Genomic DNA, 25,532 nt, shown 5'->3' on the forward strand with positions numbered 1-25,532 from the left:
GCTAGCCTGAAAGAACAATGACGGACTCATATCCCCCTACGTCTGCAATCTCCATCGTTCGCGCTCGCCAGCACCTCGACGTGCCGGAAGCCCTGCGCGCCGACGTTCACCAGCTCGGTGAGCTGCTCGGCCGCGTGCTCATCGAGACGGGCGGTCAGGATCTCCTGACCGACGTCGAGCAGCTGCGCGGCCTCACCATCGCCGCCTACGAGAACGAGGACTCCGAAGCCTTCGAGAAGGCCGAGAAGCTCGTCGACGGCTTCACTGCGGCGCGAGCGGAGCAGGTGGCGCGCGCGTTCACGTGCTACTTCCACCTCGTGAACCTCGCGGAGGAGCGGCACCGTGTGCGCGTGCTGCTCGAGCGCGAACCCGACGCCGACGGCGACGTGGCGAGCTCGTTCACCGCGACGATGGACGCGCTCGTGTCCGAACTCGGCGAGGACGGCGCCCAGGCGATGCTCGACGGCCTCGAATTCCGGCCCGTGCTCACCGCGCACCCGACAGAGGCGCGGCGTCGCGCTGTCGCCTCGTCGATCCGCCGCATCGGCGAGCTCGTGGCCGAGAACGACGACCCACGTCTTGGCAGCTCCGCCCGCGTCGAGATCAAGCGCCAGCTGCTCGGCGAGATCAACACGCTGTACCGCACGGCCCCACTGCGCTCGACCCGGCCGACGCCCCTCGACGAGGTGCGCACGGCCATGAACATCTTCGACCAGACGCTCTTCCAGACGGTGCCCGAGGTGTACCGCCTCATCGACGACCGCCTCACGGGCAAGGCCGCCGGAACGCTTCCCCCCAAGTCGCACGCCTTCGTGCACTTCGGCAGCTGGATCGGCGCCGACCGCGACGGCAACCCGAACGTCACCGCGAAGATCACCCGGCAGGCCGCCGAGATCCAGTCCGAGCACGTGCTGCTCGGTCTCGAGCACGCGGCGAGCCGAGTGGGCCGCACCCTCACGCTCGACGCGGGCGACACTCCGCCGAGCGCCGACCTTCTCGCGCTCTGGCAGCGCCAGCGCGGCCTCGCCGACGAGCTCACGAACGAGATAGCGACGCGTTCCCCGAACGAGCCGCACCGGCGCGTCGTGCTCATGATCGCGGAGCGCATCGCCGCCACGCGACGCCGCAACGCCGACCTCGCCTACGCGGTCCCACAGGAGCTGCTCGATGACTTGCGCATCGTGCAGTCCTCCCTCGTCGACGCGGGCGATGTCCGCAACGCCTACGGCGAGGTGCAGACGCTCATCTGGCAGGTGGAGACCTTCGGCTTCCACCTCGCCGAGCTCGAAGTGCGCCAGCACTCCAAAGTGCACCGCCAGGCCCTCGCGGAACTCGACGCCGGTGCCTCGCACAGCGAGATGACGGACGAAGTGCTCGACGTGTTCCGCACGATCGGCATCCTCCAGGACCGGTACGGGGTGGATGCCGCCAGACGCTACGTCATCTCCTTCACGCAGTCGACCGAGGACATCGCGAACGTCTACCGCCTCGCCCGCTACGCCTATGGCACGGCCACTCCCCCGGTTCTCGACGTGGTTCCGCTGTTCGAGACGTTCGCCGACCTGCATGCGGCGCCGCAGATCCTCGACGAGATGATCCGGCTGCCCGAGGTCGCCGCCCGCCTGGAGCAGACCGGGCGCCGGCTCGAGGTCATGCTCGGCTACTCCGACTCCTCGAAGGACGTCGGCCCCGTCTCGGCGACGCTCACGCTCTACGACGCTCAAGACGAGATCGTCAAGTGGGCCGAGAGCAACGACATCGTGCTCACTCTGTTCCACGGTCGCGGTGGCGCTCTCGGCCGCGGCGGCGGGCCGGCCAACGAGGCCGTCATGTCACAGCCGCCCGGCTCCGTCGAGGGACGCTTCAAGCTCACCGAGCAGGGCGAGGTCATCTTCGCCCAGTACGGCAACCCGACGATCGCGGTGCGTCACCTGGAGCAGATCGCCTCGGCGACGCTGCTCGCCTCGAGTCCGTCGAATGGGCGCCTCAACGACTCGGCCGCGACGCAGTTCGCCGACATGGCGAAGGCCATGGACGACTCGAGCCGCGAGCGCTTCTACGAGCTCGTGCATGCAGACGGCTTCGCGCCGTGGTTCGCGCAAGTGACGCCGCAGGAGGAGATCGGCCTGCTTCCTCTCGGCTCGCGTCCCGCGCGCCGCGGGCTCTCTGTCGAGTCGCTCGAGGACCTGCGCGCGATCCCGTGGGTGTTCTCATGGTCGCAAGCGCGCATCAACCTCGCCGGCTGGTTCGGGCTCGGCACGGCCCTCGAATCCGTCGGCGACGCCGAGCAGGTGAAGAAGGCGTACGCCGAGTGGCCGCTGTTCACGACGATGATCGACAACGTGCAGATGTCGCTCGCGAAGACCGACGCTCGCATCGCCGCGCGCTACCTCGCGCTCGGCGGTCGGGACGAGCTCGCGAAGCTCGTTCTCGACGAGATGGAGCTGACGCGCAAGTGGTCGCGCATCGCGAGCGGAAGCGACGATCTTCTCGACAACCGGCCCGTGCTGCAGCGCGCCGTCCGGTTGCGCAGCCCGTACGTCGACGCTCTCTCGCTGCTGCAGCTGCGCGCGCTGCGCTTCCTGCGCAGCACCGACACGAGTGAGGCGGAGAACGCGCTCGATGAGGCGCGCCGCCTGCTTCTGCTCTCGGTCAACGGCGTTGCCGCGGGCCTGCAGAACACGGGGTGAGCCGCGGCGGGATCCGCGTTCACGTGTGAGCAGGCCAGCACCCCGCGTATGGTGACGTTGTGAGCACAGACATCTGGGCCAGCCTGGCCGACGTCTTCGCCGACGAGGCCTACGCCTCGGCGAAAGGTCACGTGCGAACGCGTGTGCTGCACCGGCAGCTGCTCGAGCACCTGCCGAAAGCGCCCGCGAGCGTTCTCGACGTCGGTGGAGGGGCGGGACACCAGTCGTTCCCGCTCGCCGCGGCCGGCTAAGACGTGACGCTTCTCGATTCGTCGCCCGCGATGCTCGACAAGGCGAGGCGACGGCTCGCGCTGCTTCCCGCCGACATCACCCGCCGGGTGAGCCTTGTCGAGGGGGACGGCACGGATGCCGCACGGGCCATGAACGGCCGGCGGTTCGACGCAGTGCTGTGCCACGGCGTGCTCGGCTACCTCGACGACCCTGAGCCGATGGTCGACGAGCTGTGCCGGCTCCTCGCGCCTGCCGGCATCCTGTCGATAATGACGGGCAATGCGGCCACGATGGCCGTCCGGCCCGCGCTCGAGCAGCGCTGGTCGGATGCGCTCGCCTCGTTCGACGCCGACACCGAGATCGGCGTGCTCGGAGTGCCGTCACGCGCCGACACGGTCGAGTCGCTCAGCGGGCTGCTGCGTGCACGCGGCGTCGAACCGGTCGACTGGTACGGCGTGTGGCTGTTCGCCGACTGGCTCGAGTTCGGCGGGGCTCACGTCGACACGTCGGACCGGGAGCGGCTCGCGGCGATGGTCGACGTCGAGTTCGAGGCCGCGCGGCGCGACCCGTACCGGCAGCTCAGCCGCGTGTTCCACCTGGTGGGCCGCACGGCGGTCTGATGCGCCTGCCGGCGCTCAGGCCAGCTGGCGCTCCGCCGCCTCGACGACATTCGTCATGAGCAGCGCGACGGTCATCGGACCGACGCCGCCCGGGTTCGGGGACAGATAGCCGGCGACCTCGGCGACGCCCGGATCGACGTCGCCGAACACCTTCGATTTGCCGGTCTCGGGATTCGCCTCCCGCGTGACGCCGACGTCGAGAACGGCGGCTCCCGGCTTGACGTCCTCGGGCTTCACGAGATGCTTGACGCCCGCGGCGGCGACGATCACGTCAGCCTGCTTCAGGTAGTTCGGCAGGTCGACGGTGCCCGTGTGGGTGAGGGTCACTGTCGCGTTGAGGTCACGGCGAGTGAGCAGCAGCCCGATCGAGCGGCCGATCGTGACGCCGCGGCCGACGACGACGACGTGCCTGCCCTTGAGGTCGTAGTCGTTGCGCAGCAGCAGCTCGATGACCCCGCGCGGCGTGCACGGCAGCGGCGTCGCGATCGGCGCGTTGACGTTGAGCACGAGCCGGCCGAGGTTCGTCGGGTGGAGTCCGTCGGCGTCCTTCGCGGGGTCGATGCGCTCGAGGATCGCATCGGTGTCGAGGTGCTTCGGCAGCGGCAGCTGCACGATATAGCCGTGACATGCGGGGTCGGCGTTGAGCTCGTCGATGAGAGCTTCCACGTCCTCTTGCGTCGCGTCGGCTGGCAGTTCGCGCTGGATGGAGTTCATCCCGATCGCTGCCGACTGCTTGTGCTTCATGCCGACGTACAGCTGCGAGGCGGGGTCGGCGCCGACGAGCACCGTCGCGATTCCCGGTGTGACGCCGCGCGCCTTCAGCGCGGCGACGCGCTCGGTGAGTTCGGCGCGGATCTCAGCGGACGCCGCGCGGCCGTCGAGGATTTGTGCGGTCATGCTCGGCTCCCCGACTACTGCTGCAGGCCCGGGTACAGCGGGAACGCCTGCGTGAGCTTCGCCACGCGCTCGCGCAGTCCTGGAAGGTCGGCGTCGGGGCGCATCGTGAGAGCGATGATGTCGGCGACCTCCGCGAACTCGGCATCGCCGAAGCCGCGGGTGGCGAGCGCCGGCGTGCCGATGCGCATGCCGCTCGTGACCATCGGCGGGCGCGGGTCGAACGGCACGGAGTTCTTGTTCACCGTGATGCCGACCTCGTGCAGGCGGTCCTCGGCGTCCTGCCCCGACAGCGCGCTTTCGCGCAGGTCGGCGAGCACGAGGTGCACGTCGGTGCCCCCGGTGAGGACGTTGACGCCCGCGGCGCGTGACTCGTCGGAGGTGAGCGCCTCGGCGAGCAGCTTCGCGCCGCTCAGCGTGCGTTCCTGCCGGTCCTTGAACTCGTCAGTCGCCGCGAGAAGGAACGCCGTCGCCTTCGCCGCGATCACGTGCATGAGCGGGCCGCCCTGCTGGCCGGGGAAGACGTTGGAGTTGAGCTTCTTCGCCAGAGCAGTGTCGCGCGAGACGATGAAGCCGGAGCGGGGGCCGCCGATGGTCTTGTGCACCGTCGACGAGACGACGTCGGCGTACGGCACGGGCGAGGGGTGAAGGCCAGCGGCGACGAGACCGGCGAAGTGCGCCATGTCGACCCACAGGGTCGCACCGACCTCGTCGGCGATCGCGCGGAACGCGGCGAAGTCGAGCTGGCGCGGGTAGGCGGACCAGCCGGCGATGATCACGCTCGGCTTGTGCTCGAGCGCCTTGTCGCGCACGACGTCCATGTCGACGAGGAACGTCTCAGGGTCGACGCCGTACGAGACGGCGTTGTACAGCTTGCCCGAGAAGTTGAGCTTCATCCCGTGGGTGAGGTGGCCGCCGTGGGCGAGCTCGAGACCGAGGATCGTGTCGCCAGGAGTCGCGATCGCCGATAGCACGGCGGCGTTCGCGGAAGCGCCCGAGTGGGGCTGGACGTTCGCGTACTCGGCGCCGAAGAGCTTCTTCGCGCGCTCGATGGCGAGCGACTCGGCGATGTCGACGTACTCGCAGCCGCCGTAGTAGCGGCGCCCCGGGTAGCCCTCGGCGTACTTGTTCGTGAGCACGGAACCCTGCGACTGCAGCACCGAGACGGGAACGAAGTTCTCGCTCGCGATCATCTCGAGGTAGTCGCGCTGCCGGCCGAGCTCCTTCTCGAGGACCTCGGCGATCTCAGGGTCGACCTCCGCGAGCGGGGCGTTGAACGTGTCGGTCATGGGTGCTCCTTCGTGACGGGCGGACTGGATCGTAACCGTTTCGGCCCAGGCGTGCGGCCGAATCCGCCTCAAGAACGAGGATGCACTGTCGCTCCCCGATGGTGGCCCATCTCATACGCCAGTCGCGACGGGTCAAGCATAACAGCGGATGCCGTCGGCGACCGTCGCAATTCAGTCCTCGCTTCGCGGGCTCTCCGTCCGCTCTTCCACCGGCGCTTCCTCGGGCGGCAGCGCTCCGCCCTCGCCTTCCCAGCGGTCGATCTGCTTGGCGGGGACATGCCTGCGCTTCGGCCGCGTGAACGCCGCCTTCAGCCTCTCCGTGAACGTGCCCATGGCCTCACCATAGCCATTTGGCGCAGGAAAGCCAGCCGCTCAGATTCCCAGCACGGCCTTCGCTATCGAGAAGTAGATGAGCAGTCCCGTCGCATCGCAGAACGTCGTGATGAACGGCGTCGAGAAGACGGCCGGGTCGACCTTGATCTTCTTCGCGATGAGCGGCATCGACCCGCCGACTGTCGCCGCCATAGCGCAGATGCACAACAGCGTCGTGCCGATGACGATTCCGAGGGACAGATCGTAGACGACTGACGCGAGTGCGAAGCCGAGCGTACCGAGCAGCAGGCCAAGCAGGATGCCGACGCGCACCTCGCGCAGCATCACCTTCGCGATGTCGCGCGTGCGCACGTCGCCCACGGCGAGCGCACGCGTGATCGTCGTCGCCGCCTGCGATCCGGTGTTGCCGCCGGTTCCCGTGAGCAGCGGGATGAAGAGGGCGAGCGCGACCATATCGCCGAGAGTCGCCTCGAACACTTCAAGCACTTGCACGGTCAGGAGCGCGGAGACGGCGAGCACGAGCAGCCACACGACGCGAGAGCGCGCGATGCGCAGGATCGACGTCGACAGGTAGGGCCGCCGCAGCGGCTCGCTGCCTCCCGCGCGAGCGACGTCCTCCGCCTCGGCCTCGCGCAGGATGCGGCTCGCGTCGTCGGCGGCGAGGATTCCGACGAGGCGCGTCTCGCGGTCGACGACAGGCAGTGCGAGAAGTCCCTGTTGGCTGCACAACCGAGCCGCATCCTCCGCGTCCTCACTCGCCGTCACCGAGATGACGGGGCGCATGATGTCGCCGATGAGCGTGTCGCCGTCGTTCGCAAGCAGCTCCCTGAGGCTCACGATGCCGACGAGGCGCCGCTCGCCGTCCGTGACGGGTACGGCGTAGATCGTGTCGGCGCGATCGACGTCGGCGAGCACGCTCTCAAGCGCGGCGGCGACCCGCCACTCCGGATGCGCGAGCGTGAACTCCGGACTCATGCGGCGGCCGACCGAGCGGCTCGGGTAGCCGAGCATGATCGTGGTGACCCCGCGCTCGCTCTCGTCGAGCCCCGACAGCAGCCGCTGCGCGACAGTCGCGGGCACTTCGTCGAGGAGCGTCACGCGATCATCGGGCGGCAGCTCGGCGAACAGCGCAGTGACGTCGGCGTCCTGCAGCCCCCGAATGAGCTCGCCCTTCGTCGCGGTCCCGAGCTTCTCGAATACGTCGACGGCGCGTGCCTTCGGCAGAAGCCGGAACACCACGGCGGCGCGACGGCGCGGACTGTGCTCGATCCGGTGCACGATCTCGCGCGTTCCGAGCTCGCGGAGAAGCCGGGCGACATCGGACAGCCGGTCCTCGGCGATCGCCTCATCGATGCGGGTCTGGGTCTCAGTCGGCTCGCTCACTCGGCACCTCCCCCGCAAGGCTTGCACACCGCGCGGAGAAAGCGCTCACATCCAGTCGAGGCGCTGCCCGTGCGGCGCGGCGAACGCGACGGGTCGCGCGTCGAACGAGACGATGAACCGATTCTCATCGGCGCGGACGCCGCCTGGGACCTGCGCATCGATGCGCGGGAAGACACCGCGACCCTCGTAGGAGATCCAGCGGGCGGGCAGCGACCTCATCTGATCGAAGAAGCGATCTCGGCCAGCAGCGTCGAGGTAGGCGAGCACGGCCGTGTGCTGCACGACGGGCGTCACCCCGCTCGGCACGGCGGCCACGAGATCCCCGATGCGCTCGTTGAGGTCGCCCTCGATGAGCGCGGGCGGAGTCGTGCGGGCGATGCCGATGGCGGCATCCAACCGTTCCTCACGCTCGCGCTGCCCCGGCCAGACCAGTGCCCGCAGCCAGCGGGCGTCCTCGGGCCGGGACACGTCGAGAGGGTGCAGGTCGACACCCGTGCGCGACACGATGCGCGGCATCCGCGTCGGGAACGGCACGGCTCCCGTCGTCTCGCAGCGGGTGACGACGGCGGAGCGGCCGTCGTCGGGATCGAGGCGGTGCGCGTCGTCGTACGTGTGGCTGTAGCGGTCGGGGAACAGGCACAATCCGCCCGAGGCGCCGACCTCGATGAGCGCGACGGGGCCGTCGATCTGCGCGAGGAGGGTGAGCAGAACGCCCGTGCGGTTCGGCTCGTTCGTCTGCGTGCGGTGCTCGAGCGCGACCGCTCGCACGCGGGGCCACGCGTCGACGAGCCACGCCGTGAAGTCGGCGGGCGCATGCTCGGGCGCATCCAGATAGCGCGCGGAGGCGAGAACGAGGTTGGGCTGCTGCTTCGCCGGCGGGAGTTCGGCGATGCGCGCGCAGAGTTCCTCGTCGACGGCGATCGCCTCGCACACGGCCTCGTAGAACGCGGAGTTCCCGTGCGCCTCCGAGCGGGCGAAGCGCGCGTAGCGGTCGGAGACCGCGAGCAGGTTGTCGTCGTCGAGGGGCTGCACCTCAGGCCACCGTGATTCCGAGATGCCCGGCGAGCAGCGGCGCGAGGCGCAGCAGCTGATCCTCGTCGACGATGGCTCCGGCCAGTCCCCCGATGCCCGTGATGCGCGTGAGTTCGACACCGCGAAGGTCGACGTCGCGCAAGGTCGCGCCCGTGACGTCGAGAGTGTCGATGCGGCAGCCTGCGAGCGAAACGCGCGTCGCCCGCGCCTGCCCGAGATCGAGCTCGTCGATGCGGCAGTCCTCGAAGACGACGTCGATGAGCGCGCTGCCGCGCAGGTTGACGTAGCCGAGCTTGCAGTCGCTGACGAGCACCCGGTCCCACCGGCCGTCGTAGAGCTCGGCCGAGCCGATGCGGGAATGGGTCAGCTCGACGTCGCGCAACGTGCCGGACGGCGCGGACAGCACGGCGCCGTCCGCGTTCGCGATCGTGCACTCGAGAAGTCGCGCGCCGCGGGCCTTGAGGCCCTCGATGGCTGCCGAATCGATCGCGCACTCGAGGAACTCGACGTCGGGAAGCGTGCGGCCGGCGAGATCGGCGCGGGCGATCCGCTCGCCCTCGCGGCGGTCCCCCGGCAGGAAGTCGTCGAGGTCGGCGTCGACCAGCCCGGACAGTGTCACGGGATCAAGGCGGGGTGCGCGGTTGGCCATGGCCCCACGCTACTGCGTGCTCCCGGCATCCGGTCTGCCCTCCCCTAGACTCTCGCTCGAACGTCAGCGTCGATTGGAGCCGTGTGATCCCCGTCCTCATTCCCCGTCCGCGTGTCGTCGAGGAGCAGGGCGGTGACCTCTTCCTGCTGCGTCGCGAGACGCGCATCGTCACGCGGCGGCCGAAGCTCGGCGAGTACCTCGCGGGGCTGCTGCGCCCGGCCACCGGCTTCGCGCTCCCCGTCACGGCCGGCGAGCGGAGCGAGGGGGACATCGTTCTCGCCGGCGGCGGCGCTGCGGGCGACGCGTCCGAGGCCTACGCGCTGAGCGCCGACGCGGCTGCGGTCACGATCACGGCGGAGCATGATGCGGGGCTGTTCGCGGGCATCCAGACGCTGCGCCAGCTCCTGCCCGCCGAGATCGAGCGGGACACCGTTCAGGATGCCGCGTGGGCGGTGCCCGCCGTTACTGTCGAGGACGCTCCGCGCTTCTCCTACCGCGGCGTCATGCTCGACATCGCGCGCCACTTCTTCGACGCCGACCAGATCATCCGGCTCATCGACCAGCTCGCGGCCGTGAAGATCAACCACCTGCACCTGCACCTGACCGACGACCAGGGCTGGCGGCTCGAGATCCCGGGCTGGCCCGAGCTCACACGCTCCGGCGCGGCGAGCGCGGTCGGCGGCGGGCCGGGCGGCTTCCTCACCACGGCCGACTTCGAGCGCGTCGTGCGGCATGCGGCATCCCGATTCGTCACGATCGTGCCCGAGGTCGACATGCCGGGGCACACGAACGCCGCGATCGTGGCGTACCCGGAGCTCGCGCCCGAGGGATACGCGATCGCCCCGTTCACGGGCATGGACGTGGGCTTCTCGTCCCTCAGCATCGAGGCGGAGGTCACCTATCGCTTCATCGACGAGGTCGTCGGGCACATCGCCTCCCTCACTCCCGGGCCGTACGTCCACCTCGGCGGCGACGAGTCGTTCGCGACGAAGGACGAGGACTTCTGCCGGTTCATCGAACGCGCGACGGCGATCATCGCCGCTCACGGGAAGACCCCGATCGGCTGGCACGAGATCGGGCTGTGCCGGGGTCTCCCCGCCGGCACGATCGGTCAGTACTGGAGCTACCGCGTGCCGCAGGACGACGCCGGCGAGCGCGCGCGATCGATCGTCGAGCAGGGCGGTTCGCTCATCCTCTCCCCCGCCGACGCCGTCTACCTCGACATCAAGCCCGAGGCGGGGTATCCCCTCGGCCTCGAGTGGACGGGAGCGCCGACGCCGCTCGCGCAGGTCGTCGACTGGGACCCGGCCACACTCGTGCCGGACGTCGGCGAAGAGCACATCCTCGGCATCGAGGCGCCCGTGTGGACGGAGACGATCGAAACGAGCGCAGACCTCGAGGCCATGGTCTTCCCGCGGGTCCTCGGCGTCGCCGACATGGCCTGGGCGGATGCCGCGACAGACGTGCCGCGTCGGGTCGCGGCGCTGCTGCCGCGGCTTGATGCCGCCGGCATCCGCTTCGGCCCCGCCTGAGCTCGCTCATGGGCACTTCGTGAGCTTTTGTGATTGAAGTATGCGTGCAATAATCAACTTCACGCACTTCTGAGAGGAACTTCGATGTCACAGCCCGGCGCCTACATGGCCACAGAACTCGCCAGCCAGCCCGATGTGTGGTCGCGCGCGATCGCACAGGGCGACGAAGGAAAGCTGCCTCCCGCCGGCGCGCGCATCGCCGTCGTCGGCTGCGGAACGTCCTGGTTCATGGCGCAGTCGTACGCCGCGCTGCGGGAGAGCGCGGGGCTCGGCATCACCGACGCCTTCGCCGCGAGCGAGGCCTTCATCGATCGCGACTACGACGCCGTCGTCGCCCTCACCCGCTCGGGCACCACGACGGAGGTCCTCGAGCTCCTCGAGCATCTCGGCGGCTCGACGCGCACGGTCGCCGTGATCGGCGACACCGCGACGCCCATCGTCGACATGGTCGACCAAGTCATCGCGTTCCCCTACGCTGACGAGACCTCGGTCGTGCAGACCCGCTTCGCGACGACGGCGCTCACGTTCTTCCGGCATTCAACCGGCGCCGACGTGAGCCAGCAGATCGCCGACGCGCACGCCGTGCTCGCGGAAGAACTGCCGGCTGAGCTCGTGCAGGCGGAGCAGTTCTCGTTCCTCGGCCGCGGCTGGACGACGGGACTCGCGCACGAGGCCGCCCTCAAGATGCGCGAGGCCTCGCAGTCGTGGACGGAGTCGTACTCCGCGATGGAGTACCGGCACGGCCCCATCGCGATCGCCGCGCCCGGCCGAGTGACGTGGATGTTCGGCGAGGCGCCCGAGGGGCTCGCCGGCCAGGTCGGCGCGGCGGGAGCGCACTTCGAGAACGCGAAAATCGATCCGCTCGCGGACCTCGTGCGGGCTCAGCGCGTCGCCCTGCAGCGCGCCCTCGACGCGGGCCTCGACCCCGACACGCCGCGCAACCTGACGCGCTCGGTCATCCTCGACGCATGAGCCCGCTGCTGGGCGCCGGCGCACCCGTGCTCGCGTTCGACGTGGGTGGTACCGACATGAAGTCGGCGCTCGTCGACGCCGACGGCGCGCTGCTCGGAGTGCGGCGCACGCCGACGCCCGTGCAGCCCGAGCACACCGAGCGGGCGGTGCTCCCGCTGCTCGGCGAGCTCGCGCGCGAGCTGCGGGCGCAGCATCCGCTCGTCGTTCCCGAGGCCATCGGGCTCGTCGCCCCCGGCGTCGTCGACGACGAGACGGGCATCGGCCTGTTCTCGGAGAACCTCAATTGGCGCGACGTGCCGTTCCGGCGTCTCGCCGCCGAGCAGTTCGGGCTGCCGGCCTCGTTCACGCACGACGTGCGCGCGGCCGGCGAAGCCGAATACCGCCTCGGTCCGTCGTCGCGGTTCCGCGACGTGCTCGTCGTCACGATCGGCACGGGAATCGCCGCCGCCGTCTTCATCGACGGAGAGCCGTATGCCGCGGGCGGCTACGCGGGCGAGCTCGGCCACTCCGTCATCACGCCCGACGGCGAATCGTGCGCGTGCGGCGGTCGCGGCTGCCTCGAGGCCATCGCCTCGGCGGGCGCGATCACGCGGCGTTACAACCGTGTAGCGGGCGCCGGCGTCACGGGCGCCAAGGACGTGCTCGCCCGCGCGCAATCGGGCGATGCGGATGCCGCTGCCGTCTGGTCGAGCGCCCTCGACGCCCTCGCCCTCGGGCTCTCGCACGCGGTCGCGCTTCTGGCGCCCGAGGCGATCGTGCTCGGCGGCGGTCTCGCGCAGGCCGGCGACGCGCTGTTCGTGCCGCTCGCGGAACGGCTCGAGCGCTTCCTCACCTTCCACCGCCGGCCGCAGCTCATGCACGCGAGCATCGGCGAGAACGCCGGGCTCGTGGGCGCGGCCATGCGGGCACGGGCCGTCCTGGAGCACGCATGATCATCACCGTCACCCCGAACCCCGCCCTCGACGCCACGATCACGCTCGATCACGTCACACCGGGTGGCACCCATCGGGTGGCGCCCGCGGTGCTGCGCGCGGGCGGGAAGGGCATAAACGTCGCTCGCGTGCTCGCCGAGCAGGGCGAGCAGGTGACGGCGATCGCGCCCGTGAGCGCGAGCGAAGTCGCGTTCGCCGACGACCTTGCGAGCGTGCCGCACTCGTTCGTCGGCACTCCCGAGCGCGTGCGCCGGTCGACGGCGTTCGTCGAGACCGGCACGGGAACGACGACGATCTTCAACGAGTCCGGAACGCCGCAGCCGCAGACGGTGTGGATCGAGCTCGGCGACGTCGTGAGCTCCCGGCTGCCCGAGGCACGGTGCCTTGTCGTGTCGGGCAGCTGCCCGCCCGAGGCGCCGGCCTCGCTCACCGCGAGTCTCACCGCCCTCGCGCGCAACGCGGGAATCCCGAGCATCGCCGATGCGACCGGCGAACAGCTGCTCGGCGCCGCACGAGCGGGAGCGAGCGTGCTCAAGCCCAATCGCGCGGAGCTCGCCGACACCACGGGCGAGAACGACCCGGTCGCGGGAGCCCGCGCGCTGCAGGCCCTCGGCGCGGGGACCGTCGTCGTCTCGCTCGGCGAGGACGGCATGATCGCCGTGCCCAGAGACCCGGATGCCGCCGTGCTGAGCGGCCGACTCGGCCGCGTGCTGCGCGGCAACCCCACGGGCGCGGGCGATGCGGCGGTCGCCGCCCTCGCCGCCTGCCTCGCCCGCGATCCGAACGCGGCGCTCGAGCCGCTGCTGCGCCGGGCGGTGGCCTGGTCAGCGGCGGCCGTGCTCATGCCGCTCGCGGGCAGCATCCATTCCTCTCATCCCGATCTCGCCGCCGAGGTCGCCGTCGAACCGCTGGAGTCCCGATGACCCTCACCCCCGCTCGCTCGATCATCACCTCGGCCGCGGCCGCGGGAACCGGCGTCGGCGCCTTCAACGTCATCCACCTCGAAACGGCCGAAGGACTCGTCACCGCCGCCGAGGAGACGGGGCTGCCTGTGATCCTGCAGGTGAGCGAGAACTGCGCGAAGTACCACGGAGGACTCGCCCCGATCGGTCGCGCGTGTCTCGCCCTGGCCGAGGAGTCGTCGGCGCGCGTCGCCGTGCATCTCGACCACGCCGAGGACGAGTCGCTCGCGCTTCAGGCGATCGACCTCGGGTTCGGCTCGGTCATGTTCGACGGCGCCACGCTGCCCTACGCCGAGAACGTCGCGGCGACCCGCCGCATCGTGCAGGCCGCGCACTCGGCCGGGGTCTTCGTCGAAGCAGAGCTCGGAGAGATCGGCGGGAAGGACGGCGCTCACGCTCCGGGCGTGCGCACCGATCCGGAGGAGGCGGTGCGCTTCGTCGCCGAGACGGGTGTTGACGCACTCGCCGTCGCCGTGGGCTCCTCGCACGCCATGACCGAGCGCGTCGCCGCCCTCGACCTCGAGCTCATCGCGCGCCTGCACGCCGCGCTCGAGGTTCCGCTCGTGCTGCACGGCTCGTCGGGCGTCGCCGATGACGTGCTCGCGGCCGCGGTGCGGGCGGGCATGACGAAGATCAACGTGTCGACGCACTTGAACGGGTTCTTCACGCACGCGCTTCGCCGCGTTCTCGACGAGAACCCCGCCGTCGTCGATTCCCGCAAGTACATCGCTCCCGCGCGCGCGGCGCTCTCCGCTGAAGCCGCGCGACTGCAGCGCCTGTTCGCCCTGGAGGAGACCGCATGAACCGCTCCGAGCGCCTCATGGCCGTGCTCGACCTGCTCGCCGAGAACGGCCAGCTCGAGGTCGACGACGTCGTCACCGCCCTCGACGTGTCGCCCGCCACGGTGCGGCGCGACCTCGACACGCTCGCCGCCCAGAACCTGCTCACGCGCACGCGCGGCGGCGCTGTCGGGCACTCCGTCTCGTACGACCTCCCGCTGCGTTACAAGCGCGGACAGCGCGCCGACGAGAAGGCCGCGATCGCGCGTGCGGCGAGCGCGCTCGTGCGACCGGGCGACATCGTCGGGCTGTGCGGAGGAACGACGTCGACCGCCGTCGCCTCCGAACTCGCCACGCGCGGCGACCTGCAGTCGAGTTCCGGAGCGCCGGGCCTCACCGTCGTCACGAATGCCATCAACATCGCCTCGCAGCTCGCGCTGCGCCCGCACATCAAGGTCGTCGTCACGGGCGGCGTCGTGCACGCGCGCTCCTATGAGCTCACCGGCCCGTACGCCGACCACGTGCTCGGCCAGCTCGGCATCGACATCGCGTTCATCGGCGTCAACGGCATCGATCCGGCGTTCGGCGCGACCGTTCACGACGAAGGCGAGGCCCGCGTCAACCAGCTCATGGCCGAGCGCGCCGCGAACGCGGTCGTCATCGCCGACTCCCTCAAGCTCGGCCGCCGCGCCTTCGCGTCCGTCGCGCCCATCTCGACGTTCCGCACCCTCATCACTGACGCGGGTCTCAGCGACGAGCAGCGCGCCGCCTTCGTCGCGTGCGGCATCGATGTGAAGATCGCCGCATGAGCACCGTCATCCACTCCGCCCGCCTCGTCACCGACGGCACGATCACCGACGACGCCTGGGTGGTGTTCGGGTCGGATGCCGCCGTCGCGGGGCGCGGCACGGGCGACGCCTGGCGCGCCCTCGCCCAGGGCGCCGCCGTCGTCGACGCCGCGGGCGACATCCTCACCCCGGGATTCATCGACATCCACGGTCACGGCGGAGGCGCCGCCGCGTACGATGACGGCGCCGACGCGATCGCGACGGCCGTCGCCGTGCACCGCGCGCACGGCACGACGCGCTCCGTGCTCTCCCTCGTCACGGCATCCGTCGACGATCTCGCCGCCCGCGCCGGAGTCATCGCCGATCTCGCGGGGCGCGACCCGCTCATCCTCGGCTCACACCTTGAAGGGCCGTTCCTCGACGTCGGGCACAAGGGAGCGCACACGCCCGAGCTGCTCACTGCTCCGTCGCGCGATGCCGTCGACACGCTTCTGGATGCCGCCGGCGGCACCCTCCGGCAAGTGACGATCGCGCCCGAGCTGCCGGGCGGGCTCGAGGCGATCGGCGCGTTCGCGCGCGCCGGCGTCACCGTCGCCATCGGGCACACCGACGCCGACTTCGACATGGCGTGCGCCGCGTTCGACGCGGGGGCGACGCTGCTGACACACGCGTTCAACGCCATGAACGGCATTCATCACCGCGCTCCCGGTCCGGTGGTCGCCGCGTTCAGCCGCGACGACGTCACGATCGAAGTCATCAACGACGGCACCCATGTGCACCCGCAGGTTGTGCGGCTGCTGTTCGCAAGCGCTCCCGGCCGGGTCGCCCTCGTCACCGATGCGATGGCCGCCGCCGGCGCGGCTGACGGCGCCTACACGCTCGGCGGCCTCGCCGTCACCGTCACCGACGGCGTGGCTCGCCTCGTCGACGGCGGCTCCATCGCCGGCTCGACCCTGACGCAGGACGAGGCGCTGCGGCGCGCTGTCACCGACGTCGGCCTGTCGCTCCCGGACGCCGTGGACGCTCTCACGCGCGTGCCCGCGCGCGCGATCGGCGCCGACGAGAGTCTCGGGAGTCTCTCGCCGGGCTTCGCGGCAGACGCGGTCCTGCTCAACGATGCCCTCGAGGTGCGTTCCGTCTGGGCGGCGGGCGATCAACTGCGCTGACTGCTCGCCCGGGGCGTTGGTCGAGACTCCTTTATAGGCGCTCTCCGGTCACTTCATGCCGAGTACCTCGGCACGATCAGAACTGGGGTTCGTCTGGGTAGTGGTCGGCCCATTTCTCGTCGTCGGGGCTCGGTGTCACCGTTTCGATTCCGAGAGGCTCCTCGTCGACGGTCGGTTCGACGCAGGGCGCGCTTCCGTTGAGAGTGTCGGTGGGTTCGAATCCGACGTTGGACTCTGGTCGGATCCGGTACGAGCGTCCGAGGGGTGAGGTCCAGATCACGGCACCGCTGTCGTCACGTTCGACGGCCCAAGTGGTCGCGTGTTTCAGGGTGTGATGCGAACGACACATGCTCTGGCAGTTGTCGATGTTCGTTTCACCGCCGTACTGCCAATCGACACGGTGATCGATATCGCATTGGCGTGCCGGCCGGTTGCACCCCGGAAAGCAGCACGTGACATCTCGGATCTCGATCGCCTTCCGCAGGTCCGCCGGTACGGCGTAGCGGTCTCGTCCGACGGAAAGCACCGCCCCGGTCTCCGGGTGGGTCAGCAGCCTTGTGAAGCTTGGCGCCTGCGCGGCGAGCCGGCGGGCGGTGTCCGGGTCGATCGGCCCGTACCCCTCCAGATCCGCCGGCTCGTTGCTCAGCCCGATCAGGGTCATCACCGGCACGGTCACGTGCACGCTGGGACGGATCGCCCGGCTGGAGTCGCCGTCTTCGCTGGCGGCTTCGCGGGTGAGGCCGGCCATGGTCGCGTCGCTGAACACGTCGGCCATGAGCTGGGCGATGGTGCGCTCATCTCCCGCCGCGCGCAGCGACTTCGCCGTCGTATGACAGGCGTTGTGCAGGCTCTGCACAACATCGATGGGGCCGTAGCAGGCGACCCAGCCCATTCCGTCGTGCCCCTTCCACAGCTCCACCCGCCGTTCCTCGACGGCGCTGGTGTGGCGTTCGGTGATCGTGTCCGGGTTCAGTCCCTCCCGGATACGGATCGCCTTGGTCTGCAGCTGCGGCGGTGTGCTGGTCTCGGCGAACTCCAACGCCGCGCGCTCGAACTCTTTCACGTCCTCCCGGTCGAGGCCGACGGACTCTCGGACGAGGCACTCCGCGTGCTGCATCGTGATCCGTCCCGCTTTCAACGATCGCAGCGTGTCGGGCAGTTCCGCCACGAGCACTTCCGCCGTGGACAGCAGGGAGCGCACCTTCTGGTCGGAAAGGTGCAACGCGAGCGCGAGTTCCGACGTGAGGGAGCGCCGGACCTGCTCCCCGGTCCGGCCCTCGACTGCGCCGGTGAACACCTCCGGACTCGACAAGGCGAGCTCGAGAACGTTCACCAGCTGGCCGGTCATCTTCGCCTGCGCCCGCGCGATACGGCCCTGCTGGGCGACGATCGTGTCGACCATGCCCGCGAGCCGGTCCCCCCGACGGCCGGGGGCCACCGGGATCATGGGGTCTGCCCCGCACTTCTTCTTCGCATTTCATGACGATAGTCAACCAGCAGCCACCGACATTGACTTAGAACATATGTGCGAAGCACAAAGCCTTGCCAATGATCGGTCTGTGGAGGAGAAGTGGAAGATGTTCCGGCTTTGGCGGCGTTCTCCCGAAGTCCGTCAGTGATCCAGCTTCGTGCCGATATCCACCCCTCAGCCACCGACGTCGCGTTCGGACGCAGCCACCATCGCGGCGGGTAGAGAGCTAGTCTCGCTTCTCGCGGTCGGCCTGCTCGATCCGGTGCGCCAGGTCATCGCGAATGAGCGAGGGCATGTGCACCTTCCCGCTCCGGTAGCCAGCGCGCCCGACCATGTGCGCCGAGATCGGTGCCGTGAGCCCTTGGAAGAAGATGATCGCTATCACGAGGGTGATCGTGGCGATCGTCGGCTTGTTGATGGCGACGTCGGCCGTCACAGCGATCAGACCGAGGATCTGCGGCTTCGTCGCGGCGTGCAGTCGTGACAGAACATCGGGGAACCGTACGAGGCCGACTCCCGCGGCGAGGCACAGCACGGCCGCGAGCAGCACGAGGATGATCGTGATCCAGTCACGCACGTCACCGGTCATGTGTCATCCCTCCCACCCATGAACCGCGCGACGCTGACCGAGCCGATGAACGCGAACGCCGCGAGCACGAGCAGCAGCGGCAGCGTCGTCGTGTGCCGGTTTATCGCCATCTCCGCGCCGAGCCCGCACATCACCGTGACGAGCAGAACATCAGTCGCGATGACCCGGTCGAGCAGACTGGGCCCGCGCACGACCCGATAGAGGGCGACGAGCGCGCCGGCGCCGAACAAAACGATCGCGATGCCGATCAGGATGTTCATGATCATGTCTCGTCCTCCTCGCTCTCTCCGCGTCCGTGCGAGGCCGGCTCGCCGGCCCGCACGCGCGCGATGTCAGCCTTCGTTCCGAGCGCGAGCGTGATGCGCTTCTCCGTCATGAGCACCTCGCGCTCGAACGCGGCCATCTCGGCGTCGTCGTGCACGTCGATCGTGTGCACGTAGAGCACCGACACCTCGCGGTCGACGTCGACGACGATCGAGCCGGGGACTATCGATATCGCTTCGGCCGTCCACGTCATGATGAGGTCGGAGCGCGTGCGCAGCGGAATCGCCATGATGGCGTTGCTCGGCTCGTAGCGCGGCTTGAGCACGAGCCAGGAGACGAGCACGGACGCCCGGCAGATGTCGAAAAGCAGCCGGAGCAGGAACACCGCCGTGTACCACGGGTTGATGCGGATGCTCATCTCGACGGCCGGGAGGTAGAAGACGACGGAGACGCCGAGCGCGAGGATCAGTCCCGTGAGCAGCGACAGCCACGTGAACTGTCCCCACAGCAGCATCCAGAGCAGCACGAGACCGGCGCCGAGCATGACCTGCCCGCCGATCTCGCCCGGAGCCAGCCGCGGGCTCATCGGTCTTCTCCGAATACGGCCGACACGTAGTTGTCGGGGTTGATGAGCGTGTGGGCCGCGCGCGCGGTGTAGTCGAGGATCGGGCCCGCGAGCACGGTGAGCGCGACGGTGATCGCGACCATGCCGGTCGTCGCACCGAGCATGAGCTTCGAGATGCTCTTCGTCATGACGGAGCCCGAGTCGTCAGGGCTCTCGTGCAGCGAGGCGAGGAGCGGCGACGAGTATCCGCGCACTTCGCCGCGGTTGCGCCAGAAGCCCATGTTCCACACGCGCACGAGCGCGTACAGGGTCAGCAGCGAGGTAGCCGCGCCTGCCGCGACGAGCACATAGGTGAGCCAGTCGGCGTCGGCGAGTCCGGCCTGGAACAGCGCAACCTTCCCAAGGAAGCCCGAGAACGGCGGAATCCCGCCGAGGTTCATCGCACCGATGAAGAACAGCACGGCGACCATCGGGGAGGCCTTGAGCACGCCGCCGAGCCTCGAGATCGACGTCGTCCCGCCCACGCGCTCGACGAGCCCGGCGGCGAGGAAGAGCGTTGTCTGGATCGCGATGTGGTGCACGATGTAGTACACGGTCGAAGCGAGGGCGAGCTCGCCGCCGACGGCGATGCCGAAGATCATGTAGCCGATGTGGCTCACGAGCGTGAACGACAGCAGCCGCTTGATGTCGGCCTGCGCGAGCGCGCCGAGGATGCCGACGATGAGCGTGAAGAACGCGACGACCATGAGCGGCACACGCAGCGGAACGTCGACGAACAGCACGTTGTCAGTGCGGATGATCGCGTAGACGCCCACCTTCGTGAGCAGTCCGGCGAACACCGCCGTCACGGGAGCGGGCGCGGTCGGGTACGAGTCCGGCAGCCAGAACGAGAGCGGGAACACGGCGGCCTTGATGCAGAACGCCACGAGCAGCGCGACGCACAGGATCATCTGGATGTCCATCGGCAGGTCGCGGATGCGCTCGGAGATGAGCGCGATCGTGACGGTTCCCGTCGCGCCGTAGATGAGCGCGATCGCGGCGAGGAAGATTATCGACGAGGTCAGGCTCACGACGATGTAGGTCACGCCCGCGCGGATGCGCGAGCCCGTGCCGCCGAGCGTGAGAAGCACGTAGCTCGCGGCGAGGAGCATCTCGAATCCGACGTACAGGTTGAAAAGGTCGCCGGCGATGAACGAGTCGAACACGCCCGCCGCGAGAACGAGGTAGGTCGGGTGGAAGATCGACACCGGCGTCTCTTCGTCGCTGTTGTCGGCGATTCCCTGCCCGATCGAGAAGATGAGGACGCCGAGCAGCATGAGGGCGGAGATCACGAGCATGATCGCCGAGAGCCGGTCGGCGACGAGCACGATCCCCCAGGGCGGCTCCCAGCCGCCGATGCCCACGACCGCTGTGCCGTTCTGGTCGATGTCGAAGAGGAGCGCGAAGCTCAGCAGCGTCACGAGCACGAGGCTCGCGGTGCTGACGACGACCTGCAGGCGGCTGCGGCGTCCGAGCGACAGCGTGACGGCCGCCCCGAGCAGCGGGATGACGACGACGAGCGGGAGGAGCGATTCGATCATCTCTCGTCCCCCTTGTGCGCGTCGGCCTCCGTGGCGTGCTCATCGCTCGCGTCGAGGATGTCCTGGATCGCCTTGTCGTCCTGGTCGACGGCGTCGAAAGCGGCATCCGTCGACTGCTCGGTCTCGCCCTTGTGCTCGTCGGGCACCGTGTCGCCCTGGTCGCCGAGCCGCGCGAGCCACCACGACCGGTAGATGAGTGCGAGCAGGAACGCCGTGATGCCGAAGTTGATGACGATGGCGGTGAGCATGAGCACTTGCGGCACGGGGTCGACCATCGGGGCGTCCGACGTCGTGTCGCTCACGATCGGCGCGGAGCCGCTCGGCCCGCTCATGATGAAGATCAGGATGTTCGTGGCGTTTCCCACGAGCAGGAAGCCGATGAGCACGCGCGTGAGACTGCGCTCGAGCATGACGTAGACGCCGGCCGCGTACACGACCGCCATGACGATGACGAGAGTGAGGGATGCCGTCATCGGTGACCTCCCCTCGCCTCGAGCGTGACTTCGGAGTCCTCGAGCTGCCGGTCGACTTCGCCGCCGAGGCTGCGCAGGATGTCGAGGATGAGCCCGACGACGACGAGGTACACGCCGATGTCGAAGATGGTCGAGGTGCCGAACGAGAGGTGACCGAGAAGCGGCACATCGCCCTCGATGTATGCCGAGGTGAGAATATCCGCGCCGAAGAAGAGCGACGCGGCGGCCGTTCCCGCGGCGAGAACGATGCCCGTGCCGAGGATCTTGCCCGCGTCGATCGTGACAGCCTCGGCGAGCTCGAAGCGGCCGCCCGCGAGGTAGCGCGCGATGAGGGCGAGGCCTGCGAGGAGGCCGCCGGCGAATCCCCCGCCGGGAGCGTTGTGCCCGACGAACAGCAGGTAGACGGAGACGAGGATCGCCGGGTGGAACAGCAGCCGGATGACGACCTCGAGCAGGATCGAGCGGTGGTCGGTCGAGAGCGTGCGTCCCGCGAAGATCCACGTGTGCCGCGTCTCGGTGGGCTCCTCGGCGGGCGCGAGCGGATCCTTCACGACGTGGCGACGGTTGGCCCGCCGGCGTTGCGAGCGCGAGCCCTCCATGCGCGGCATCGCGCCGAGCCGGCCCGAGACGAACAGGAGGCTCGCGATACCGGTGGCGACGACGACGAGGACCGAGATCTCGCCCATCGTGTCCCACGCGCGGATGTCGACGAGCATGACGTTGACGATGTTGCGGCCGTGCCCTTCCTCGACGGCGAGGCGGGGCAGCTCCGCGGCGATCGACTCGGCCTGCCGGGCTGCGAGCGCGACGGTTCCGACGACGCCCATCGTGACGCCGACGAGGATGCCGATGAGCGCGCGCCGCTTCTTCTGCTCGGGCCGGTTGTGCTGCGCGATCTTCACGGGAAGCCGGCGCAGCACGAGCACGAAGATCACGATCGTCGCCATCTCGACGAGTCCTTGCGTGATCGCGAGATCCGGTGCGCCGTGCAGGGCGAAGAGCGCGACGAGGCCGTAGCCGGTGACGCCGACGAGAAGCACAGCGGTCATGCGCTGTCCGGCGAGCGCCGCGAGAACGGAAGCGGTCGCCATCACGAGGCCGATCACGATCTGCGCCGGGTAGTCGTAGAGGCGGATGCCGGAAGGCCACGTATCGTTGACGGCGAGAGCGACGGCGACGAGGGCGACGAAGACGACGAGGATCGTCGACAGGTACTGCGAGAGGCCGCCGCGCTGGGCGAAGATCGTGCTGCGCGCCGCGAGCCTGTCGATCGTGCGCATGCTCAGCCAGTAGCCGCGAGCGGCCTCGAACCACGCGGGCACGACGTCCTGCAGCCGCGCCACGAGCGTGCGCTGCCAGAACAGCACGAACCCGAGGCCGAGCACGATCGCCGAGAGGGCGAGGGCCGGCTGCCAGCCGTGCCAGAGCGCGATGTGCGCGTGCCCGTCGTCCGTGAACGACTGGGCATACGGCGCGATGACGGGGTCGAGAAGCCCCGCGCCGAGGCCGAAGGCGACGGTCCCGATCGTGAGAACGATGGGAGCGGTGAGGATGCTGCCGCCGTCGGGGGCGAGCTGCGTGGTCTCCACGTCGGCGCGGCGGGCGAAGGCGCCCCAGAAGAAGCGGCACGTGTAGGCGACGGTGAGCACCGAGCCGATCGCCGTACCGATGAGCGCGAACAGCGCCCACCCGTCGCCGGCGAACGCGGCGTCGAGGAGGGAGCTGAACACGCCCTCCTTCGCGACGAAGCCGAGGAGGGGCGGCACGCCCGCCATTGAGAGGCACGCGAGAGCGGCCACAGTCGCGAGCACGGGCGCGCTGCGGCCCACGCCCGAGAGCTTGCGCCAGTCGCGCGTTCCGGCGCGGTGGTCGATGATGCCGACGACGAGGAACAGCGTGGCCTTGTACAGCGCGTGGCCGATCAGCAGCGCCACGGCCGCGAGCGCGGCGTCGTGCGTGCCGAAGCCCGAGATGACCATGAGGAATCCGAGCTGGCTCACGGTGCCGTACGCGAGCACGAGCTTGAGGTCGTACTGCCGCAGCGAGCGCCACGCGCCGACGAGCATCGCGCCGACGCCGAGCACCATGAGCGTCGGCATCCAGCCGGGCGAGTCGGCGTAGCCGGGGGCGAAGCGCCCCACGAGGTAGATGCCCGCCTTCACCATCGCGGCGGCGTGCAGGTACGCGCTCACGGGGGTCGGCGCCGCCATGGCCGCGGGAAGCCAGAAGTGGAACGGCACGATCGCGGACTTCGACAGGGCGCCGACGAGGATGAGGATGACCGCGGTCGCCGTCACCGCGCCGTGCGGCGGGTCTGCGACCATCGCCGCTATCGACGACGTGCCGGTCTCGACCATCATCATGACGACGCCGATGAGCATGACGAGCCCGCCGAACGTCGTGACGAGCAGCGCCTGCAGCGCGGCGCCGCGGGATTCCTTGCGGCCCGTGTAGTGCCCGATGAGCAAATACGACAGGATGCTCGTGATCTCCCAGAACATGAACATCACGATGATGTCGTCGCTCACGACGAGTCCGTACATGGTGCCCGCGAACGCGAGCAGCAGGGCGGCGAAGCGACCGAGTCCCGGCTCGTCAGCCGAGAAGTAGCGTGCGCAGTACAGCAGAACGAGCGCGCCGACACCCGTGACGACGAGTGCGAGCACCCACGCGAGCGCGTCGACGCGGAAGGAGAGCCACACGTCGAGCAGCGGCATCCACGGGTAGCGTTCGGTCGCCTCTGCACCGCCGAGAACGAGCGGCCCTTGCGCGAGCGTGACGATGAAGGCCGCGAACGGCAGCGCCGCGATGAGGTAGAAGACGCGAGTGGAGAGCCAGTTCGTGAGTGAGGGCGTGACAATTGACAGCACGAGAAATGCGGCCAAGAGCACTGCCATGCGCGCGTCTCCGAGGTGGTAGCGGTGGTTTTCCCCAGTCTACCGGGCGCGCTTTCGCGGCACCGGTCAGATCTCCGCTCTCGGTGGCGGATTCCCAGAGAGGAATATGTCGGATGCCGCGGGCGTTAGAGCCGCTCATATCCGTCACACGCACTTCCGTCACATGGCGCGGTGCCGGCGCCCCCTCGCAATGACCGTGAGCAGGATGACGAGGCCGGCGAGCGTGAGGACGACGTTCGCGACGGGCAGCGCCTCGAGGCCGAACCGCGGCAGCAGGAGCGCCCCGACGAAGGCGCCGCCGCTGATGCCCGCGTTGAAGGCCGTGGTGTAGAACGCGCTCGCCGTGTCGCGGAAGCGGTCGCTCGCCGTCTGCAGCATGCGCGTCTGCAGCAGCGGCGGCACCATGCCGAACGCGAGGCCCCAGAGCACGAGCGCCGTGAACGAGAGAACGGGAACGGCGGCGGAGACCGCGAGCAGCGCGACGGCCGCGGCGGTCACGGCGAGGCCGATGACGAGTCCGAGGCGGGTGCGGCGCGCGAACAGCGTCCCCGTGAGAACGAGCCCGATCGCACCGGCGCCGCCGTAGACGAAGAGCACGACGCTCACGAGATCGCCGGGAACCGACAGCGGCCCGATGAGGTAGGGCGCGATGTACGTGTAGAAGGCGTAGTTGCCGATCATCACTATCGCGACGGTGATGCACACGATCACGACCGGGAGGACGGTGGGGTCCCGGCGCGCGCCCGTCGCGGCATCCGCATGCTCGATGCGGTCCTTGCGCACGGCGGGAAGCCAGAGCGCGACGGCGAGCGCGCCCAGGCTGAGCGCGACGGCGATCGCGACGAACGCCCAGCGCCAGCCGACCGCGTGGCCGAGTGCCGTCGCGAGAGGGACGCCGAGAACAAGCGCGAGCGTGCCGCCCGCGAGCGTCACGGAGACGGCGCGGCCGAGCTGCTCGCGAGAAACGAGCTGGGCGGAGTACGCCGGAACCATCGACCAGAACAGGCCGTGCGCGAGACCGCCGACGACGCGCGCGACGATGATGAGCGGATAGGTGGGCGCGAGACCCGTCGCGAGGTTCGCGAGGCCGAGCACGACCAGAACGCCGATGAGGAGAGGCTTGCGCGGCACACGTCGCGTGAACGCTGTGAGCGGCGCGCTCGTGATCACGACGGTGAACGCGAAGAACGACACGAGCAGGCCGATCTGGGCCTCGCTCACGCCGAGCTCGCCGCTCATCTCGGGCATGAGGCCCGTCGGCGTCACCTCGCTCGAGATGGAGAGGAAGACGCCGAGCGACAGGATGATGAGCCCGAGCCACGGGAACGGTCGACGGTCGGTCGGAACGCGCACCGATCGCGGCGCGATAGGGATGGGGGAAGTTGTCATCGGAAGAATCCAACAACGGCGTTCACTCAGGGCTGCACCGGTGTCGGCGGCA

At 69.5% G+C, this 25,532-nt stretch carries 24 protein-coding genes and 1 riboswitch; of the genes, 10 read left to right on the plus strand and 14 right to left on the minus strand.

What is annotated here, in order from left to right; translation table 11 throughout:
* Positions 1–17 precede the first annotated feature (17 nt).
* From BLV49_RS01515 to BLV49_RS01520, 3 genes are read left to right on the plus strand one after another with little or no spacing between them, the layout of a single operon-like run.
* Positions 18–2,690, plus strand: coding sequence for a phosphoenolpyruvate carboxylase (locus BLV49_RS01515; protein WP_091179136.1), 2,673 nt, complete (start codon positions 18–20; stop codon positions 2,688–2,690).
* Positions 2,691–2,749: 59 nt separating this feature from the next.
* Positions 2,750–2,941, plus strand: a complete 192-nt coding sequence (locus tag BLV49_RS16995; RefSeq protein ID WP_218132583.1) for a class I SAM-dependent methyltransferase — start codon at positions 2,750–2,752, stop codon at positions 2,939–2,941.
* Positions 2,942–2,944: 3 nt separating this feature from the next.
* Complete coding sequence (locus BLV49_RS01520) at positions 2,945–3,541, plus strand: class I SAM-dependent methyltransferase (RefSeq protein ID WP_218132584.1); 597 nt, start codon at positions 2,945–2,947, stop codon at positions 3,539–3,541.
* 15 nt (positions 3,542–3,556) lie between these two features.
* On the opposite strand, the gene BLV49_RS01525 is transcribed toward BLV49_RS01520, so the two are convergent.
* The 6 genes from BLV49_RS01525 to BLV49_RS16650 all read right to left on the minus strand — a co-directional run bounded on the left by BLV49_RS01525 (position 3,557) and on the right by BLV49_RS16650 (position 9,121).
* Positions 3,557–4,438 carry a bifunctional methylenetetrahydrofolate dehydrogenase/methenyltetrahydrofolate cyclohydrolase gene (locus BLV49_RS01525; protein ID WP_091179138.1) on the minus strand — a complete coding sequence of 294 codons (882 nt, stop codon included), beginning with the start codon at positions 4,436–4,438 and terminating at the stop codon, positions 3,557–3,559.
* Between the two features lie 14 nt (positions 4,439–4,452).
* Entirely contained in the window at positions 4,453–5,724 is a 1,272-nt protein-coding gene (gene glyA / locus BLV49_RS01530; protein WP_091179140.1) for a serine hydroxymethyltransferase, read from the minus strand.
* Between the two features lie 36 nt (positions 5,725–5,760).
* Positions 5,761–5,860, minus strand: a riboswitch (ZMP/ZTP riboswitch).
* A 35-nt stretch (positions 5,861–5,895) separates the two neighbouring features.
* Positions 5,896–6,057 carry a hypothetical protein gene (locus tag BLV49_RS16795; protein ID WP_176980687.1) on the minus strand — a complete coding sequence of 54 codons (162 nt, stop codon included), beginning with the start codon at positions 6,055–6,057 and terminating at the stop codon, positions 5,896–5,898.
* A gap of 39 nt (positions 6,058–6,096) precedes the next feature.
* Complete coding sequence (gene mgtE / locus BLV49_RS01535; protein ID WP_091179142.1) at positions 6,097–7,440, minus strand: magnesium transporter; 1,344 nt, start codon at positions 7,438–7,440, stop codon at positions 6,097–6,099.
* A gap of 45 nt (positions 7,441–7,485) precedes the next feature.
* Positions 7,486–8,472, minus strand: a complete 987-nt coding sequence (locus BLV49_RS01540) for a DUF2332 domain-containing protein (protein WP_218132585.1) — start codon at positions 8,470–8,472, stop codon at positions 7,486–7,488.
* A 1-nt stretch (position 8,473) separates the two neighbouring features.
* Positions 8,474–9,121 carry a pentapeptide repeat-containing protein gene (locus BLV49_RS16650; protein ID WP_143033928.1) on the minus strand — a complete coding sequence of 216 codons (648 nt, stop codon included), beginning with the start codon at positions 9,119–9,121 and terminating at the stop codon, positions 8,474–8,476.
* A gap of 83 nt (positions 9,122–9,204) precedes the next feature.
* Between BLV49_RS16650 and BLV49_RS01555 the strand changes: the two genes are divergently transcribed.
* The 7 genes from BLV49_RS01555 to nagA all read left to right on the plus strand — a co-directional run bounded on the left by BLV49_RS01555 (position 9,205) and on the right by nagA (position 16,252).
* On the plus strand, positions 9,205–10,653 hold the full coding sequence (locus tag BLV49_RS01555) for a beta-N-acetylhexosaminidase (RefSeq protein ID WP_143033929.1): 1,449 nt from the start codon (positions 9,205–9,207) through the stop codon (positions 10,651–10,653).
* Positions 10,654–10,737: 84 nt separating this feature from the next.
* A complete protein-coding gene (locus BLV49_RS01560) occupies positions 10,738–11,625 on the plus strand; it encodes an SIS domain-containing protein (RefSeq protein ID WP_091179151.1) in 888 nt (295 codons plus the stop codon).
* A complete protein-coding gene (locus BLV49_RS01565; RefSeq protein ID WP_091179152.1) occupies positions 11,622–12,557 on the plus strand; it encodes an ROK family protein in 936 nt (311 codons plus the stop codon). Before BLV49_RS01560 ends, BLV49_RS01565 begins: the two co-directional genes overlap by 4 nt.
* The gene (locus BLV49_RS01570; protein ID WP_091179154.1) at positions 12,554–13,480 is read left to right on the plus strand and encodes a 1-phosphofructokinase family hexose kinase; all 927 of its coding nucleotides are present in this window, start codon (positions 12,554–12,556) and stop codon (positions 13,478–13,480) included. The genes BLV49_RS01565 and BLV49_RS01570 overlap by 4 nt, the downstream gene beginning before the upstream one ends.
* A complete protein-coding gene (locus tag BLV49_RS01575; RefSeq protein ID WP_091179156.1) occupies positions 13,477–14,322 on the plus strand; it encodes a class II fructose-bisphosphate aldolase in 846 nt (281 codons plus the stop codon). Before BLV49_RS01570 ends, BLV49_RS01575 begins: the two co-directional genes overlap by 4 nt.
* Entirely contained in the window at positions 14,319–15,107 is a 789-nt protein-coding gene (locus tag BLV49_RS01580; RefSeq protein WP_091179158.1) for a DeoR/GlpR family DNA-binding transcription regulator, read from the plus strand. Before BLV49_RS01575 ends, BLV49_RS01580 begins: the two co-directional genes overlap by 4 nt.
* Positions 15,104–16,252, plus strand: a complete 1,149-nt coding sequence (nagA, locus tag BLV49_RS01585) for an N-acetylglucosamine-6-phosphate deacetylase (protein WP_091179160.1) — start codon at positions 15,104–15,106, stop codon at positions 16,250–16,252. Before BLV49_RS01580 ends, nagA begins: the two co-directional genes overlap by 4 nt.
* A gap of 76 nt (positions 16,253–16,328) precedes the next feature.
* On the opposite strand, the gene BLV49_RS01590 is transcribed toward nagA, so the two are convergent.
* The 8 genes from BLV49_RS01590 to BLV49_RS01625 all read right to left on the minus strand — a co-directional run bounded on the left by BLV49_RS01590 (position 16,329) and on the right by BLV49_RS01625 (position 25,480).
* Positions 16,329–17,654: an HNH endonuclease signature motif containing protein gene (locus BLV49_RS01590; RefSeq protein WP_176980688.1), complete on the minus strand. Its 1,326-nt coding sequence runs from the start codon at positions 17,652–17,654 to the stop codon at positions 16,329–16,331.
* A gap of 295 nt (positions 17,655–17,949) precedes the next feature.
* Complete coding sequence (gene mnhG / locus BLV49_RS01595) at positions 17,950–18,312, minus strand: monovalent cation/H(+) antiporter subunit G (RefSeq protein ID WP_091179163.1); 363 nt, start codon at positions 18,310–18,312, stop codon at positions 17,950–17,952.
* Positions 18,309–18,578 carry an MrpF/PhaF family protein gene (locus BLV49_RS01600; RefSeq protein WP_342706608.1) on the minus strand — a complete coding sequence of 90 codons (270 nt, stop codon included), beginning with the start codon at positions 18,576–18,578 and terminating at the stop codon, positions 18,309–18,311. Before BLV49_RS01600 ends, mnhG begins: the two co-directional genes overlap by 4 nt.
* Complete coding sequence (locus tag BLV49_RS01605) at positions 18,575–19,162, minus strand: Na+/H+ antiporter subunit E (protein ID WP_091179166.1); 588 nt, start codon at positions 19,160–19,162, stop codon at positions 18,575–18,577. Before BLV49_RS01605 ends, BLV49_RS01600 begins: the two co-directional genes overlap by 4 nt.
* Positions 19,159–20,721: a Na+/H+ antiporter subunit D gene (locus BLV49_RS01610; protein WP_091179168.1), complete on the minus strand. Its 1,563-nt coding sequence runs from the start codon at positions 20,719–20,721 to the stop codon at positions 19,159–19,161. Before BLV49_RS01610 ends, BLV49_RS01605 begins: the two co-directional genes overlap by 4 nt.
* Positions 20,718–21,194 carry a sodium:proton antiporter gene (locus BLV49_RS01615; protein ID WP_091179170.1) on the minus strand — a complete coding sequence of 159 codons (477 nt, stop codon included), beginning with the start codon at positions 21,192–21,194 and terminating at the stop codon, positions 20,718–20,720. Before BLV49_RS01615 ends, BLV49_RS01610 begins: the two co-directional genes overlap by 4 nt.
* Positions 21,191–24,091 (minus strand): Na+/H+ antiporter subunit A, encoded by a 2,901-nt coding sequence (locus BLV49_RS01620; protein WP_091179172.1) that lies wholly within the window; start codon positions 24,089–24,091, stop codon positions 21,191–21,193. Before BLV49_RS01620 ends, BLV49_RS01615 begins: the two co-directional genes overlap by 4 nt.
* 159 nt (positions 24,092–24,250) lie before the next feature.
* Entirely contained in the window at positions 24,251–25,480 is a 1,230-nt protein-coding gene (locus BLV49_RS01625) for an MFS transporter (RefSeq protein WP_091179175.1), read from the minus strand.
* Positions 25,481–25,532: the final 52 nt, after the last annotated feature.

Source organism: Paramicrobacterium humi, assembly GCF_900105715.1.
GTDB lineage: Bacteria > Actinomycetota > Actinomycetes > Actinomycetales > Microbacteriaceae > Paramicrobacterium > Paramicrobacterium humi.